The sequence below is a fragment of the Psychrobacter sp. 1Y10 genome, from assembly GCF_052259005.1.
In the GTDB taxonomy this organism is placed as follows: Bacteria; Pseudomonadota; Gammaproteobacteria; order Pseudomonadales; family Moraxellaceae; genus Psychrobacter; species Psychrobacter saeujeotis.
Genome location: NZ_JBQQES010000007.1, coordinates 73,576 through 89,175 on the forward strand (window position 1 = coordinate 73,576; position 15,600 = coordinate 89,175).

A 15,600-nucleotide genomic window follows, 5' to 3' on the forward strand; every position below is an offset into this window, starting at 1 on the left:
ATGGAACGCAATTACGGAACTGGTCGCCGCAAGACGTCTACTGCTCGTGTCTTTTTAGCAAAAGGTACTGGTAGTATCGTCGTTAACGGTAAGCCACTTGATGAGTACTTTAGCCGTGAAACTTCACGTATGGTCGTTCGTCAGCCATTAGAGCTATTAGATACTCCTAATGACTACGATCTTTATATCACCGTAAAAGGTGGTGGTATTAGTGGTCAAGCAGGTGCTATTCGTCACGGTATTACTCGTGCATTAATCGAACTTGACGACACCAACAAATCTACGCTAAAAGCCGCTGGTTTTGTTACTCGTGACTCACGTCAAGTTGAACGTAAGAAATTGGGCCTACGTAAAGCACGTAAACGTCCACAATTCTCGAAGCGTTAATAAAAGCTGTTTATCGTTTTACTGTTATAGTTGTCTTTTTCTCAGAGTTATACTAATAGCATCAAGTAAAACGCTAGATTTGCAAAACCTTATAAGCTGGTCACAGCTTATAAGGTTTTTTTATGCTTAAAGCTTAATAGTAGTCATATTAAACGCTAATGTACTCAATAGCCTGACTTTATAAACTGGCTTTATAAACTGTTAAACACTTCGCTTTTATAGTCAAAACCAACTTGCAAACCAGCTACCGCTACCCCATCATGATAGTAACTTTTCATCATTAGCCTCGACGATATAGCCCAATGCTATAGATGCCACAAACAGTGCTGTAAAAGGACATTATGAAAGCGCCCGAACAATACGATCCAAGTAAAACACCCTCAAAGAACAGTACACTATCGCAGAGCGTACAGCAGTCTGCTAAATCGCCGGCTATTCCTACTGGTACACCAACTATTACGCAGACTCATAAACGCACAGCACAAGCTGATAAAAAGCCTTTTCAGTGGCAATTTTTACTGCCTAAATACTGGGGTATTTGGCTGTTATTTGTGATATTTTTGCCCATGATTTATCTGCCGTTACGTTGGCAGTTTTGGTTGGGTCGTAAGCTTGGCATCTTGATTTATAAAGTTGCAGGCTCACGCAGACAGGATACGCTGATTAACCTTAAGCTGGCTTTTCCTGAAAAGCCAGAAGCTGAGCGAGAACTGATGGCAAAGCAAGTTTTTGTCAATCAAGGTATTGGAGTATTTGAGACGCTTTGTGCTTGGTTTCGCCCTAATGTTTTTACCCGTACGGTTTCTATTTCAGGGCTACAACATCTTATCAATGCCCAAAAAGACAATCGTCCTGTTATTTTGTTAGGCGCTCATTACACCATGCTCGATTTGGGGGGGGTATTTTGCGCTCAGTTTTTTGCGTTAGATGCAATGTATCGACCACAAAATAATGTACTTCTTGATTGGTTTATTTATAACGGTCGTACGCGTATCTTTGGAAAGCAAATATCCAGCCGTGATATGCGCAGTTTGGTCAGCTCAATTAAAGCTGGGCATGTGATTTGGTACTCGCCTGATCAAGATTATGGTCTCAAGCAAGGCGTAATGGCACCGTTTTTTGGCGTGCCAGCAGCCACTATCACAGCTTCACGGCGCATGGCAAAATTAGGCGACAAGCAATATCCTCCAGCGCTAATGGCTCTGCACACCTATCGGCAAACACCGGATAACCTACCAAGCGGCAAGCGCCCCCATTACCATCTAACCATTACACCAGAACTGGATGACTACCCTAGTAATGATGAAGTCGCTGATGCCACTCGTATTAATGAAGTCTTAGAAGGACTCATTCGTATTGATCCAACCCAATGGATGTGGTTTCATCGGCGCTTTAAAAACAGCCCAGATGGTCGCACTGAAATCTATAAGTAGGCGTTTATACACAAACAAAGCAGTAGATAAATTTGTTATAATTTGCGCCACTAAATTGAGTCGTTGACTTAAGTGTACGATATTAAATTTGCAATAAACTAACAACCCAACTACGGATTTTCCATGAGTAATCAAACTGATGCACCTAAAAAAGAAACCAAACGTATCCTCACAGGCATTAAGCCTACCGGTATTCCGCACTTAGGTAATTACGTTGGCGCTATTCGTCCAGCGATTGAGTCTATCCAAAACAGTGATGATGAAGCGTTTTTCTTTTTGGCAGATTATCATGGGATTATCGGTTGTTATGACCCAGCGGTTATTCATGAATCGACTAAAATCATAGCAGCGACTTGGATTGCTTGTGGTCTTGACCCTGAGCGTGTGACCTTCTATCGTCAGTCGGACGTGCCTGAGATTCCCGAGCTTGCTTGGATTTTAAACTGCTCGTGTGCCAAAGGTCTTATGAACCGCGCTCATGCGTATAAAGCAGCCGTCGATATTAATGTAGAAAAAGCGGATGTTGATCCAGATCAAGGCATTACTATGGGTCTGTTTGGCTATCCAGTACTCATGGCAGCTGACATTTTGATGTTTAACGCCACTCATGTGCCCGTCGGCCGTGACCAAGTGCAGCATATTGAGATGGCACGTGATATCGCTGGCACTTTCAATCATCGTTATAAGTCTCTCTTTACCTTGCCCTCAGCAGTCGTTGATGAAGATATTCCGCTACTGACAGGGCTTGATGGTCGTAAAATGAGTAAGAGCTATAGTAATACCATACCACTATTTGGCGATCCTAATCCGCAAGTTAGTCCTGAAAAGCAGATGCATAAAGCCATCATGAAAATTGTGACCAATTCACAATTGCCTGATGAGCCAAAAGATCCCGACGACTCAGCTCTTTTTGAGATTTATAAAGCTTTTGCAACGCCTGAAGAAATTACTGATATGCGCGCACGCTATGCGTCCGGTATCGGCTGGGGTGATGCCAAACAAGTACTGTTTGACAAAATCAATGATGAAATTGCGCCGTTTCGCGCACGTTATGAAGAGTTGATGGCTAATCCAAAAGAGCTGGAAGCAATCTTACAAATGGGCGCAGACAAAGCCCGTCGTCATAGCCGTAAACAGTTAGATAAAGCCCGCCGTGCTATCGGTATTCGCCCACTTGCTAAGCTTAAGTAATTATTTGGTTTAAATAACCATATGGCTTAAACCACCTTTTGATTATCATAACTTGTCATAATGAAGACGGATATTAAACGTGCAGACTGAGCCAAAAAACAAACGTGTAGCTTTGTCAAAACCTGCTTTGTCTGCAAGCCCAAGTCAAGCCTCTCAAGCTTCTATTTCACTATCTGATAACAACAATCACGATGGCTCAGTTATCAATGATATGTCTTTGCGCATTTATCAAACCCCAATACAGCAGCTACCTGAAGATCTGTACGTACCCCCGCAAGCGTTTGCCATTTGGCTAGAGCAGTTTGCAGGGCCGTTAGATTTTCTATTATATTTGGTTAAAAAAAACAATGTAGATTTGACCAAAATGCCGATATTGCCTATTACGGAGCAGTATTTGGCTTATATTAGTGAGTTGGATACTGAACATTTTGAGCTGGCAGGTGACTATTTACTCATGGCATCGACATTGATTGCGATAAAGACCGAGTTATTGCTACCGATACCTGAGACACTTAATGATGAACGCGACCCAAAGGCTGAGCTGATTGTACGTTTAGAAGAATATGCACAAATCAAAACCGTTAGTCAGCGTTTAGATAGCCTGATTCGTCTTGAGCGCGATGTGTTTTTGGCGATGGTGAGTATGCCTAATCAAGATGTTATGGCTGCCGAATTACCTAGCTACTCTCCAAACTTATTAATTGATAGCTTGTTTAAAATGCAATTACAACCCGATTATCAAATGCATACCATCAAGGTCGATGCCGTTCCCCTGTCCGATCGTATTGCCAGTATCAGCCGTCAGCTAAGTACTGATGGCACACACTCTTTTTATGAGCTACTAGATAAAGCACAAGGTAAGATAGGTGTCGTGGTCAGCTTTGTCGCAGTACTAGAACTGATAAAACGGCAGTTGGTTGGTGTGGTGAGTACTGATTTGATAGATAAGGCCACGATTAATAATGAGGTTGCAAAGCACCATCTAATCGAACCATTAACGCTACAATGGCTGGCTTGACAGTCTTAATAGAGAATGTGTAATGACAGATACTAAACATCAGCATCTTGATGAGATAAGTAGACAGATAGAAGTGCTATTACATGCGTCAGAAGCGCCGCTCACTGCAAACGCTATCAAGAAACATTTATCTTTATCTGGTAAAGAATTAACGCAGACTTTAGAGCTATTAAAGCTGCGCTTAGACACTGGCGTCCTAAGCTTACACGAGACTGCTAGCGGTTATCGCCTACAAATAGCAGATAACTATAGTGCATTAATACAGCGTGTTTTTCCGCAGCGTCAAGAACGCTTAAGTCAGGCATTACTCGAAACACTAAGTGTCATTGCTTATAAACAACCAGTGACTCGCAGCGACATAGAGTATGTACGTGGTGTGACGCTATCGAGCAACATACTACGGCAGCTGTTTGATAAAGGCTGGATCATTGAGGATGGTTATAAAGAAACATTGGGTCGTCCAGCCTTGCTACATACTACGTCGCAATTCTTAGATGCGTTTGGGCTGACCAATTTAGATGAGTTACCACCAATGCCAGATATAGCAGCTATTGGTGGAATGTCTTGATTTATAATTTGATTAGTGTGGTAGCTGTTATGGTTGAGATGAGATATCTATCTTATTGAATACCGTATTGATTGCTTCGACCGTTTTATCAATTTCGGCCTCAGTAAGCGTCGGGTGTACTAAAAACATCAAACTTGTCTCCCCAAGCTCTTTTGCAACTGGCATTCTAGTTTCAGGACGCAGTCCTGTGCCATCGAACGCTTTTTCTAGATAGACTTCAGAGGCAGTTCCAGAAAAACAGGGGACATCTAGCTGACTGACTTCTTCAATAATACGATCACGTGACCAGCCATCAGGCAGGCTGTCGGTATTTATATAAACATATAACTTATAATAAGCATGCTTAGAATCGGCAAATTCTGGTGTTTCTTCTAGCTTTGGTGCGTGTACATAGCCTTTATTTTCCCACTGAGTGCATGCTTGCAAAATTGCTTGTGCATTAACCGTACGCTTGGCCGTCCAATCTGACATTCTCTCAAGCTGAATACGTCCTATCACTGCCTGCATCTCAGTCATGCGCCAGTTAGTACCAAAGCTTTCATGTAACCAACGATAACCAGGTGGGTGCTCCTTTTCATACACAGCAGCGTAGCTTTTGCCATGGTCTTTATATGACCACATTTTACGCCACAGATCTTCGTCATTAGTAGTGACCATTCCGCCTTCGCCGCCAGTCGTCATAATCTTATCTTGACAAAAGCTCCATGCGCCAACATGCCCGATACTACCGACACTACGACCTTTATAATGTGCGCCATGCGCCTGTGCACAGTCTTCAATGACATATAGATCATGCTCATCTGCAAGCGCCATTATGCCATCCATATCGCATGGCCAACCTGCTAGATGCACGCACACGATGCCTTTGGTTTTGTCCGTTAGAACGGCAGCAATCGTCTCTGGAGTAATATTACCAGTAGACTCATCAACATCTGCAAACACAGGCGTAGCGCCTGCATTAACCACACTAGAAATACTGGCAATAAAGGTACGTGGCGTAACGATAACTTCATCACCTGCACCGATATCTAACGCCTGCAAAGCCACATCCAAAGCTAGAGTACCATTGCCCAATGCGATGGCATACTTACTATCTGCCCACTCAGCGAACTCTTGCTCAAATTGACGACATTCTTGTCCTGTCCAATAGTTTACCTTGTTAGACAATAGTACTTTACTGACTGCATTAGCCTCTTCTTGGGTAAAACTTGGCCACGGTGAAAAAGGGGAATTTAGCATATAGCTTCCTTATTTATTATCGAATTAATGAGTAGTAATACCTCATTTTGTTTTAAACTATTTATTCTTACGGTTTTATTTCATCGTGCGTTATTTTATATAAGTTATAAAATAATACTAACCAAATCTATTTTTTAGAAGTTCAGTTATAACGATACGCCTTAGCCATAAAAGTTTGATAGATATAACTATATTCTATTTTATAACATCATCAAGAAAACTTGCTGGATAATCTATACTATTCTTAAGAGATTCAAAAGAAAAACGATCTTCAAGACTATCAACTTCTTTTTCTAATCTTGAGAATTGGACAAACCAATCTTCGAGATAAAAAATATAGTTAAATATTTTTTTACTCATAGACGCATCTAAACTATTATCATTTAGTAAAAGAATAAGTTCGTCATATATCTTTTTGTTAGCATGAAAAATATGCAAAGCTTGATGATAAGTCAAACCTTTCTGATAAACTTTATAAGCCGCTTCACAGCGTTTTATATTATTGATAAGTGCATTGTGTATAAGAATCATGACGTTTCCAAGTTTTGATATGTAAATAATTTAATAAAATTTTCATATATATTCTATTATCCGAATATAATATAAAATTCTAGTCGTATTCGAATTATATTAAGCAGGTTAGTTATATTCTTTATAAATGTATGAGTTAAATTCTGGTAATTATCATCGGTTTACAAAGTAAATCATCAACTTTATAAATCACTTTATTTCAACTATACAAAAAATAAATAACCAATACTATTACATCAAAGCTCTGTCTGAAAATCCCTATGCATTTTCAATACAGTAAAAACCTTTAAAACTACGTGACACAATCAACCTACTTTATTGTTTTTATACTGTCGATAAGTACGTTGAACAAAGTACGTCAAATGATATAGAGCAGCATAGCTAACACATAATAAAGTAACTCTTTTTAACAAACTCACTGATACCCCTGCCGCAAACCTGTAGGGACTGCTAGTCAAAGATGGATACCAACTTAAAACTGCCTGCATACCCCATATCAGAGTTAAGGTAACCATTAACGCAATGATTATTGCACTCTGCTTTTTAGAAAAGACCAGCCTGACTATGTTGTCTATTCCTAATCTTTCTTTGACCACGTCTTTGTTGTTAATTTGCCAGTTTTTTAGGTGTAACAAGGCAAACCAAAATAATGCCGCTAAACCTACCATTGAACTTAAATACTGTAATAATCTGGCGATACTCGTTCCTTTAAAAGGATAAAAGTATAGAGGGTATTGTAACCAGTCAATATGACGAGCAATAGAGCCATCAGCATGAGTAATACCGTCCCAAACTAGATGGCTGGCTGCGCCTAAGATCAATCCAAATACTACCGGCAAACAAAAAGACTTTACCTTGTGTATGACTCGTTTTTTGATACCTGCAAACGACCAATATCTATCAGCGTAACCAGTAAAATGCCTTACAGTTTTATTATGGCTAGCACTGATGTCCGTATCTTGAATATTAGGAAACTTTGTTCTACGTTTCATCAAAAATGGTTCAACTAGCGCAAAAGCAGCCGGTTTTAGACCCCATTTCCACAATGCAAATATCGACAACCCCCAAGGTAGACAATAAGTAAAGATACCTACCCACTGATGGGAAAGATCACCAGTTGCGCTACTAGCACCGATGTAATAAGGAAAATCTGGCATCATCGTACCGATGAGTAATGCTTCAAAATGAAAACCGCGTATACTACGATTTTTATTCTTACTACGATAAAGTGGCAATGCTGCAGCCATATGCGCTAACGTAAATGCCATATATGTATCCTGTTACCTAACTTTAGCCTGTAAAGCGGACACCAATACTTACTTAACTAAGGCTCTGGCTGGATTCCCAACCATAATGGCGCCTGCTGGAACATCTTTGGTGACCACAGCACCCATACCAATGACCGCGCCCTTGCCGATAACCAAAGGTTTATCTGATGTTCCTTGTTTAATAACCGCTCCAACACCAACATATACATGATCATGTATATGCACATTTCCACTACAGCTCACTCTAGGCGCAAAGGTGACGTAATCCCCAATGATTGAGTCATGCGATACATGACAATACAAATTACCATGGAAAAACTTTCCTATTTTCAGGGTATTTGTCAAACAAGTATGTGGTGAAAGAATACTACCTTCACCTACCTCTATTGATTCAGGATCCAAAATAATAGCTGTAGGTGCATGAATAGAGAGAGTAGGTATACTGTCTTGTTCAATCTTGTCTGCCAATAACTCACGAACTCTACTATCACTGATAGCGATGATTACCGCTTTATTCTTAGAAGGGTCGCTCAAAAATTGCTCATACCTCCACACTTGATGACCCATAAGCGTATTAAGCTTACTAAAATCATCAATAAACACAATACGGAATTTATCCAGCAAAGGATATTGCAACTTCAATAAAGAAACAACTTGCTTCCCATTACCACTTGCACCATATATTCCAATTAATTGCTGCATCTATTTTCCTTATTGCGGATTACCAGTAAATCTGCTCATTGTCACGTTATTATTTGCATTTATGTCTTCTTTGATCAAGCATCAAAAGATCATTTAAGATGCGAAGATAAAATTAGTCGTTTAATCATTGATACTTCTAATAATGTCGAAACTTTCTGCCGTATTTACACCAACATAAGCACCTCTAAGAGCGGCTAGATGTTCTATTGCTTTAATGGATCGCGTATTCGGGAACGCTTTAAGTTGACTAGAAAAGCATTTCATAGCAGTGATTTTAGTTGCAAAATCATTTTCACTTAACACATTGAAGTAACGCGGAATAAAAACAGCCTCTACTGTTGGGTGGCCCCACTCTGTTTCAGATAGTGTCTCATAGGCATAAATGTGCCTAACACTCTGACCTGGTAATGGTCTAGCAGCCACAAGAGAAGCATTATATATAGCACCATGGTCGAGATGTAAATCACCTTTATGAGGTATATACAGAGTGTCTATATTCTTTTCTTTTATCAACGCGTTCAATGTACCAGCGATTTTGTACTGTGGATATTGCTCCAATTGCGGCGCAGGAAAGTCATAAAATAGTGTTTCCTTTATTCCCAATACCTCATGAGATTTCAACGCTTCAGAGCGCACAAACTCTATTCTTTCAGAATTAAAAAGCTCTGGCGCACCAACTGCTGCATTTGTCATTATCGCGACGTATACATTATCCCCTTGGCGTACATGTTTCGCTATTGTGCCACCGCACCCTAAAACCTCATCATCAGCGTGAGGCGCTACTACTAAAACATTTTTCATGACATTTTCCCAATAATCTCTTTTAACTCTGCAATTTGTTTTTTAAGCTCGTATATCTCAAGCTCAACTTTGTAGCCCAACAAACTTCCTACTCTCAGTCTGCTTGAATCATCAAAAGCAATTGTAATCCAAATAAGCCCTTTACCTGTCTGAACCAAGAACTCATCTTTTTGACTCTTCAAGATACGACCTTCAACACCTTTTATTTTTAGATTTTGTTCCACTCTACTAGATTTTACTTCTAGTTTTTTATTACCTGAAAAAGTAAACGCACCAGGATGTGGCTCAGAGGCAGCTTTGATAAGACGGTCTATATCGTACGCTGAGCAGGACCAATCAATCAATCCATCTTCCGGTTTTCTAATGCCAAATTCTGTCGCTAATGAATCGTCTTGTTCAATAGCTATTAATTCACCATTAGCTAGCTGAGGTAATAAAGAATCTAACGCTAGACTCATGGCCTCGTGGATTTTTTCTTTTACACTTTTAGCTGTATCTTCACAAGAAACGTCAAATCCTTCTTGCGCTACAATAGCGCCAGCATCGGCAGCTTCTTCAAGCATAAAAAAGGTAGCTGCTCCTTCTTGCGCTTCATGAACAAGCCAAGCCAAAGGCGCCCGACCTCTTCCTTCAGGTAATTTAGTCGGATGAAAACCTATAGCGCCTAATTCGGGAGCGTGAATGATATCTTTAGACACTAATTGAGAAATACCAACGACAAACAAATAGTCAAGATCTAAAGATTGTATCTCTTCAATATGGTCATTAATTTTAGTAAATGGCGTAAAACTAATTGAATTTTCTAAGCAAAATGGTTCCAGATCACAGTGCCCACTGACAAATTTGGTTATATTTGGTTTATAGCCAAATACTCCGACTACGTCTAATCCATGCTCATGTAGTTTTCGCAAGGTAAGAGCGCTTGATTCCACGCCACCAATCAATCCAACTCTCATTATTTTTTACCCCATTTCTCACCAAACAAAACTATCAACGCTGTTTTAGAAAGAATTTTTAAGTCCAATAGCAGTGATTGTTCTTCGACATACTCTTTATCAAACTCCCAGCGCTCTTTCCAAGTTAAATGAATGTTTCCATTTACTTGTGCCAATCCCGTTAGACCTGGACGAACCAATAAACGTTTTTTCGCACTTTCATTAAACTCTTTTACTAGATTTGGTAAGCAAGGTCTTGGCCCAACCAAAGACATATCGCCTTTAACTACATTAAAAAGCTGTGGCAATTCATCAATCTTTAGTCTACGTATTACCTTACCAACTTTAGTAACCTCAGGGTCATCGTTGAAAGTCTGTTTAATCTCTCTCACTTTGTCCGTCATGGTTCTAAACTTATAGACCGAAAATACTCTACCTTTTTTACCCACTCGTTGCTGTTTAAAAAACAGTGGGCCTTTACTGGTTAATTTTATTAATACCGCCGTTACGATGAGCAGCGGAGATAGTATGACCAATATAAAAATACTTATAAGAAAGTCAAAACAGCGTTTCATAGAAAACCTTATAGCTTAAATATGCGTTTATAGTGTGTTATAAAAATTACTATATTTTTAAATCTTCGTCTCGCAACAATATAATCAGTTTCATGACATTTCTACGTGCGACAATAAACTTATGAGAGGAGTGACTATAGACCCATCTCTTTAAACATTTTGGCATTAACCTTGTGCACATCATATTTTTCTTCAGCTATAGTCCGTGAGCGCTCCCCCATCTCTACAGCTAATTCAGGCTCTTCAATAAAACGAAGCATCGCTTGGGCTAAAGCATCAACATCTTTTACCGGTACTAAAAAACCGTTATCACCATCTACAACAGTTTCACGGCAGCCTGGCGCATCTGTAGTAATCACTGCTCGGCCCATAGACATTGCTTCTAATACTGTACGAGGAGTGCCTTCACGATAAGACGGTAGTACATAGACAGAACTTGCTTCAATAGCTGGTCGTACATCGTCCAGCTTACCTAAGAAGTTAATTGTTCCTTCTGCAATCCATTCGTCCAGCTCAGTTTGTTTAATAGCATGGGGATTGGTATCAAGCCAACCTACCAAATCAAAGTTTATCTCAGGATGAGTTTTTCTGACTTGTTGGGCTGCCTGTGCATATTCACGGACCCCTTTATCCCATAACAATCGAGCAATCATCAAGAATTTTGGCGCAGACTGCTCAGTCAAAGGCACAACGTTAAACTGCGACACATCTACACCTGAACCGTTTACGATACAAGTATCTGCATTCTTAGATACGATTTTTAAATCACGAAACAACATTTCATCATCTGGGTTTTGAAAGAAAACCTTATCGGCTTTAGATAAGGCACGACGATATAATTCATGAATTAATTTTTGTAGTTTAGTGCGTTTTTTTGCTACCTCAACTTGCTGAAAAGCGTAGCCTAACCCTGTAATCAGGGCAAAACGATGAGGTACTTTAGCAAGCCAAGCAGCTAACATGCCGTAAATGACTGGTTTGATGGTATAACTGAGCACATAATCAGGCTTAATCTCTTTCATTAAACGATATAAAGTGCCTAGAGTTTTAGCATCGTTAATAGGATCAGTACCTGTACGTTGCATAGGAATATCATGAACCGCATAACCAAGGGCATCAAGACGCTCAACAACCTTCATATGATCCTGAAGTCCTGGAGCAGCAACATGGACTTCAAACCCTGCATCTTGTAAAGCAGCTAATAGAGCGCCGCGAAAATTAAGTAAGGAAGGTGCATAGCTTGCTATAATTAGAAATCTCATAAATTACTCTATTAAAATGAATTAATGTTCGACAGAAAGTTTTTGAACGTTTGCATTCCTTACTCTATAACCAAGATAAACTAAGAGAACGGTATAAATGAACAAATAATTGAGTAGAAGAAAAGTTGAACTATTAGTAGATAAAGAAAATATCGCTGCAAGTGACATTGTTGTAGCGGCCTTAAATCGAGCCGTATGCTTAGAAGTCATCCAAATTAGAGATAAACAAAATACTGTAAAAATAGATGTTCCAACAATACCAAACTTGATTAGCGTCTCTACTAAACCATTGTGTGTTCCAAGCTCATGTCCATCAATTTCAAATTTAACACCATCAAAACCTAAACCTATAATAGGTTGGCTCTTAAATCTTTCGAGTGCTAGCTGCATGAGTACATCACGCCCATTGTAACCTGTATCTAATAACCTTGAATCAGATGAACTCGCTACATTAGTAAAGTTACCAGATACCCAATCTGCGATCTCAACAGAATAAATAGATAAACCTAGCACAATTGCTATTACTACAAATAAGGAGAAAAAATTACTTCTAGGAAATTTTGCAACAAAAGCATAAGACAATAAGCTTAATACAAATGCCAAAGTTGCACTTCTAGAAGCAGTAATACCTAGGATTAGTAAGACTGTCCCAATACCTAGAAACTTATATCTTTTTTTATCTAAACCCAAAAGTAAAAAGGGTAGTAACATTACAGATAGGTGACTGGTAATATTTGGATTCATGAACAAACCAGGCTTTCGGAAGTCAGACCAATTTGTAAAACTTATAAGAAAAAGCGGTAGTAAAATAAGTAGCGTCTTAGATAATGTTTTATACTGCTCTTTATTATAAAAATTCATCCCTTCAGTCAACGCTATTTGAGATGCAAAGAATAAAAATAACACCATAGCTATAGATTGAAAAATAATCAACACACTACCTTGGAAAATAATGCTCTGAATTACAATAAATAGCACAAGAAAGAGAATAGCAATTAGACTTTTATTCATTATTACTATTTGGTGCTTATATACCACAAGAATATAAAACAAAGTAAAGTGTACAACTACTAAAGGCGCTCTCAAATAAGCAAAGTTCGAAAAACTTATAACAAAAATTATAAGTATTGAAGTCAATACAAATGAGTTTAAACTAATAAAACTAGGAATTTTTATATTCATATTATTCACTACAGTATTGTGTATTGACTTTTCTAATATAAACTGTGGAACTTGTCTATAATTACTTCCATAGAATATTTATCAATAATATTATATTTGTTTTCATGAGCTTTTTTAAGTAATTTATCTTTCGGATAGGTAAGGTATTTTTTTATAGTGTCACTAACTCCAATTGCATCATTACTTAGGGCAATAGACTCCTCATCTAGAAGTACTTTGACATCTCCTACACTAGTTACCACACATGTAGTGTTTGATAATATAGCTTCTCCTACTACATTTGGAAATCCTTCAGTTTTGGAATGTAAACAAAAAATATCCATAGCTTTTAGACATTTAGGTACATCATCCCTCTGACCCAGCAGTCTGAAACTATTTAAAAGGTCATGTTGTTTAATCCAAGAAACTAGCTCTTTATTCTTCGCATCATTATCTCTACCTACTAACATAAACTTCAAATCTGGAAAGTCTTTTATTAATGTGGAAGCAACCTCTACAAAAAGCTTTTGATTTTTGACTGGATTAAACCTACCTACTGATCCAATGACGATATCATCAGAGGACAAGTCAAATTGCTTACGAACATTAAGTCCATCTTCTTCTGTAGAAGAAAATGCCTCCACATCAAAACCGTTAGGAATAACAACCATCTTAGACTTATCGTAACCAATACCTATATGATAGTCTTTTGATACATGAGCCGCACAAACGATAGAATCAGGGACGTAGTGAGACAGTTTTGCACATAACTTACTAAGATAAACTGTTTGCTTGGAAGCACCTTGAGATACATCTGTAGTACGGATACCCCAAATAATATTATCAATACCTACACTCTTTGCAGCTAGACCACCTAAAAAGTCAGCATGATACATCCAGGTCTGTACTACATCAGGTTTAAGTTCTTTAAGTAGTCTCTTAAGTCGCAAGAAAATCTTAGGTACCGATGCTGTAGACTTCATGCCAAGACTATACACCTTTATTCCTTGACTCTGTAAATCTGAACCAATAATACCAATGTCTGTCAAAGAAATAACACTATGTTGAAACTGACCTGTTTTTTGACTGTGCAGTATTAATCGCTTAAGCATCAACTCAGCACCGCCTACATTTAAGCCAATAATTACGTGTGTTATTTTTTTAGTCATTTTTACGTTCCACATAGTGTAAAAAGTTACAAGGAAAATTCTCTTTGCTTAATAATTTTTCTTTATCAGCATAGGTCTAAGAATAAGATAAACCTCGTATACATTCCAGTATTCCTGAAAAAACGGTTAATACTGTAAAAAATTTAACTATTTTTATATGAAAATAATGTTCGAGGTATATTAGCTGTATCTACTTCCTAGGTTCTTATAAAACTTTTAAACTTTCATTTTTAAATTTCATATTTAAAATATTTTGTAAGGATATCGATTCATTACTTTTCATAAAAAAATTTAGGGCATATGCAAAATTTTCCTCAAGATCTTGATTATTCTTCTCTTTAACCCACTCTCCATTTGTACAAACATATCTACTTGGCGCTTTCAGTAAAGTACCCGGCGAAAAATTAGTACCTTGAAACTCTATTAAATGACAACCATCAGGTGATTGAGCAATGTCTAACGAAGCATAAGGATTGTTCATTTCATCAAATATACTCTTCGCATAGTCTAAAGTCTCTTTCGGAGGCTTTACATGCTCAAACAGTCCACTACCACTCGCTCTAAAGTCACCTTCTTTAATATTTCTTTTTAAACTATAGTATCTGTCCCCAAATACTAAAATCTTAAAATCATTCGTTAAGTTAGGTATAAAGTCTTGCTCAACAAATCTATTAAACCCTTTATGCCTGTAGTTGTATATTGAAAACTCTTCAGCTTGTAATTTAATTTTTCGTTGAAATTTTATTACTTTTCTCTTATTCGATACATTGAAATGTTTTTTCTTAATATCTAACAGATCTTTTTCATTCTTTACTAAAAATACACCACTACTACCTGACCCACTTACTGTTTTTAATACCTTTGGTAGTGGCAAGTTACAGTCATCGATATCAAAGAAGTAGTTCCCTTTTAGATTACCAAAACCTAATTCAGTTCTATACAACTCCTGAAATCCTTTATTTTCGTGACTCATAAGTATATCGTAACTTGGTATGATTCTACATTTTTTATTAATGAAATACATGACATCTCTTAGATACAGTCTAATATTTTCCTCATCACTAGAAGTGTAAAAAACTATATCCGTTTCATCAAAGTCAATATGCATCAAATCATTGATAGTTATAATTTCACTATCAAAATTTAAAAGACTTGACACTTTATTGATATCTAGACTCTGCCAGCTTTGACCAGTACTACCAAAAAATCCATTAGGTAGTGTGGCGATATATACCTTCATAATCCTAAGCCCCTATAATTAACATTTTTATTTTTATCTAAAAATAATATGACCTTAACTATAAAATTACGTTCTTTAGCTACTGATTGTAAATTTATTGTCATTATTAGATGAAGCATT

16 protein-coding genes are annotated in these 15,600 nt (G+C 37.9%); 5 read left to right on the plus strand and 11 right to left on the minus strand.

Annotation, left to right across the window (positions count from 1 at the left end; translation table 11 throughout):
* From rpsI to scpB, 5 genes are all read left to right on the plus strand, one after another.
* A complete protein-coding gene (gene rpsI, locus ACTXGH_RS10090) occupies positions 1-387 on the plus strand; it encodes a 30S ribosomal protein S9 (protein ID WP_299188314.1) in 387 nt (128 codons plus the stop codon).
* 341 nt (positions 388-728) lie between these two features.
* Complete coding sequence (locus tag ACTXGH_RS10095) at positions 729-1,820, plus strand: LpxL/LpxP family acyltransferase (RefSeq protein ID WP_439296374.1); 1,092 nt, start codon at positions 729-731, stop codon at positions 1,818-1,820.
* A gap of 123 nt (positions 1,821-1,943) precedes the next feature.
* On the plus strand, positions 1,944-3,011 hold the full coding sequence (trpS, locus tag ACTXGH_RS10100) for a tryptophan--tRNA ligase (protein ID WP_439261172.1): 1,068 nt from the start codon (positions 1,944-1,946) through the stop codon (positions 3,009-3,011).
* A 211-nt stretch (positions 3,012-3,222) separates the two neighbouring features.
* Entirely contained in the window at positions 3,223-4,029 is an 807-nt protein-coding gene (locus ACTXGH_RS10105) for a segregation and condensation protein A (protein WP_439261300.1), read from the plus strand.
* A gap of 22 nt (positions 4,030-4,051) precedes the next feature.
* A complete protein-coding gene (gene scpB, locus ACTXGH_RS10110; RefSeq protein WP_439261173.1) occupies positions 4,052-4,597 on the plus strand; it encodes an SMC-Scp complex subunit ScpB in 546 nt (181 codons plus the stop codon).
* Positions 4,598-4,624: 27 nt separating this feature from the next.
* On the opposite strand, the gene ACTXGH_RS10115 is transcribed toward scpB, so the two are convergent.
* From ACTXGH_RS10115 to ACTXGH_RS10165, 11 genes are all read right to left on the minus strand, one after another.
* Positions 4,625-5,836: a DegT/DnrJ/EryC1/StrS family aminotransferase gene (locus tag ACTXGH_RS10115; protein WP_439296375.1), complete on the minus strand. Its 1,212-nt coding sequence runs from the start codon at positions 5,834-5,836 to the stop codon at positions 4,625-4,627.
* 195 nt (positions 5,837-6,031) lie between these two features.
* On the minus strand, positions 6,032-6,367 hold the full coding sequence (locus tag ACTXGH_RS10120; protein WP_439296376.1) for a hypothetical protein: 336 nt from the start codon (positions 6,365-6,367) through the stop codon (positions 6,032-6,034).
* A 305-nt stretch (positions 6,368-6,672) separates the two neighbouring features.
* On the minus strand, positions 6,673-7,635 hold the full coding sequence (locus ACTXGH_RS10125; RefSeq protein WP_439296377.1) for a DUF4184 family protein: 963 nt from the start codon (positions 7,633-7,635) through the stop codon (positions 6,673-6,675).
* Between the two features lie 48 nt (positions 7,636-7,683).
* Positions 7,684-8,337 carry an acetyltransferase gene (locus ACTXGH_RS10130; protein ID WP_439296378.1) on the minus strand — a complete coding sequence of 218 codons (654 nt, stop codon included), beginning with the start codon at positions 8,335-8,337 and terminating at the stop codon, positions 7,684-7,686.
* Between the two features lie 120 nt (positions 8,338-8,457).
* Positions 8,458-9,138, minus strand: a complete 681-nt coding sequence (locus ACTXGH_RS10135; protein WP_439296379.1) for a PIG-L deacetylase family protein — start codon at positions 9,136-9,138, stop codon at positions 8,458-8,460.
* Positions 9,135-10,094 (minus strand): methionyl-tRNA formyltransferase, encoded by a 960-nt coding sequence (locus ACTXGH_RS10140; RefSeq protein WP_443561736.1) that lies wholly within the window; start codon positions 10,092-10,094, stop codon positions 9,135-9,137. The genes ACTXGH_RS10135 and ACTXGH_RS10140 overlap by 4 nt, the downstream gene beginning before the upstream one ends.
* Positions 10,094-10,648 (minus strand): sugar transferase, encoded by a 555-nt coding sequence (locus ACTXGH_RS10145; protein WP_439296381.1) that lies wholly within the window; start codon positions 10,646-10,648, stop codon positions 10,094-10,096. Before ACTXGH_RS10145 ends, ACTXGH_RS10140 begins: the two co-directional genes overlap by 1 nt.
* A 134-nt stretch (positions 10,649-10,782) precedes the next feature.
* Positions 10,783-11,910, minus strand: a complete 1,128-nt coding sequence (locus tag ACTXGH_RS10150; protein ID WP_439296382.1) for a glycosyltransferase family 4 protein — start codon at positions 11,908-11,910, stop codon at positions 10,783-10,785.
* Between the two features lie 21 nt (positions 11,911-11,931).
* The gene (locus tag ACTXGH_RS10155; RefSeq protein WP_439296383.1) at positions 11,932-12,921 is read right to left on the minus strand and encodes an O-antigen ligase family protein; all 990 of its coding nucleotides are present in this window, start codon (positions 12,919-12,921) and stop codon (positions 11,932-11,934) included.
* 203 nt (positions 12,922-13,124) lie between these two features.
* The gene (locus ACTXGH_RS10160; RefSeq protein WP_439296384.1) at positions 13,125-14,240 is read right to left on the minus strand and encodes a glycosyltransferase; all 1,116 of its coding nucleotides are present in this window, start codon (positions 14,238-14,240) and stop codon (positions 13,125-13,127) included.
* Between the two features lie 205 nt (positions 14,241-14,445).
* On the minus strand, positions 14,446-15,480 hold the full coding sequence (locus ACTXGH_RS10165; protein ID WP_439296385.1) for an ATP-grasp domain-containing protein: 1,035 nt from the start codon (positions 15,478-15,480) through the stop codon (positions 14,446-14,448).
* Positions 15,481-15,600 lie beyond the last annotated feature (120 nt).

Bases quoted from the DNA above. Each gene is read 5' to 3' on its own strand.
- rpsI (WP_299188314.1), top strand. From the start codon at position 1: ATGGAACGCAATTACGGAACTGGTCGCCGCAAGACGTCTACTGCTCGT.
- ACTXGH_RS10095 (WP_439296374.1), top strand. From the start codon at position 729: ATGAAAGCGCCCGAACAATACGATCCAAGTAAAACACCCTCAAAGAAC.
- trpS (WP_439261172.1), top strand. From the start codon at position 1,944: ATGAGTAATCAAACTGATGCACCTAAAAAAGAAACCAAACGTATCCTC.
- ACTXGH_RS10105 (WP_439261300.1), top strand. From the start codon at position 3,223: ATGTCTTTGCGCATTTATCAAACCCCAATACAGCAGCTACCTGAAGAT.
- scpB (WP_439261173.1), top strand. From the start codon at position 4,052: ATGACAGATACTAAACATCAGCATCTTGATGAGATAAGTAGACAGATA.
- ACTXGH_RS10115 (WP_439296375.1), bottom strand. From the start codon at position 5,836: ATGCTAAATTCCCCTTTTTCACCGTGGCCAAGTTTTACCCAAGAAGAG.
- ACTXGH_RS10120 (WP_439296376.1), bottom strand. From the start codon at position 6,367: ATGATTCTTATACACAATGCACTTATCAATAATATAAAACGCTGTGAA.
- ACTXGH_RS10125 (WP_439296377.1), bottom strand. From the start codon at position 7,635: ATGGCATTTACGTTAGCGCATATGGCTGCAGCATTGCCACTTTATCGT.
- ACTXGH_RS10130 (WP_439296378.1), bottom strand. From the start codon at position 8,337: ATGCAGCAATTAATTGGAATATATGGTGCAAGTGGTAATGGGAAGCAA.
- ACTXGH_RS10135 (WP_439296379.1), bottom strand. From the start codon at position 9,138: ATGAAAAATGTTTTAGTAGTAGCGCCTCACGCTGATGATGAGGTTTTA.
- ACTXGH_RS10140 (WP_443561736.1), bottom strand. From the start codon at position 10,094: ATGAGAGTTGGATTGATTGGTGGCGTGGAATCAAGCGCTCTTACCTTG.
- ACTXGH_RS10145 (WP_439296381.1), bottom strand. From the start codon at position 10,648: ATGAAACGCTGTTTTGACTTTCTTATAAGTATTTTTATATTGGTCATA.
- ACTXGH_RS10150 (WP_439296382.1), bottom strand. From the start codon at position 11,910: ATGAGATTTCTAATTATAGCAAGCTATGCACCTTCCTTACTTAATTTT.
- ACTXGH_RS10155 (WP_439296383.1), bottom strand. From the start codon at position 12,921: ATGAATAAAAGTCTAATTGCTATTCTCTTTCTTGTGCTATTTATTGTA.
- ACTXGH_RS10160 (WP_439296384.1), bottom strand. From the start codon at position 14,240: ATGACTAAAAAAATAACACACGTAATTATTGGCTTAAATGTAGGCGGT.
- ACTXGH_RS10165 (WP_439296385.1), bottom strand. From the start codon at position 15,480: ATGAAGGTATATATCGCCACACTACCTAATGGATTTTTTGGTAGTACT.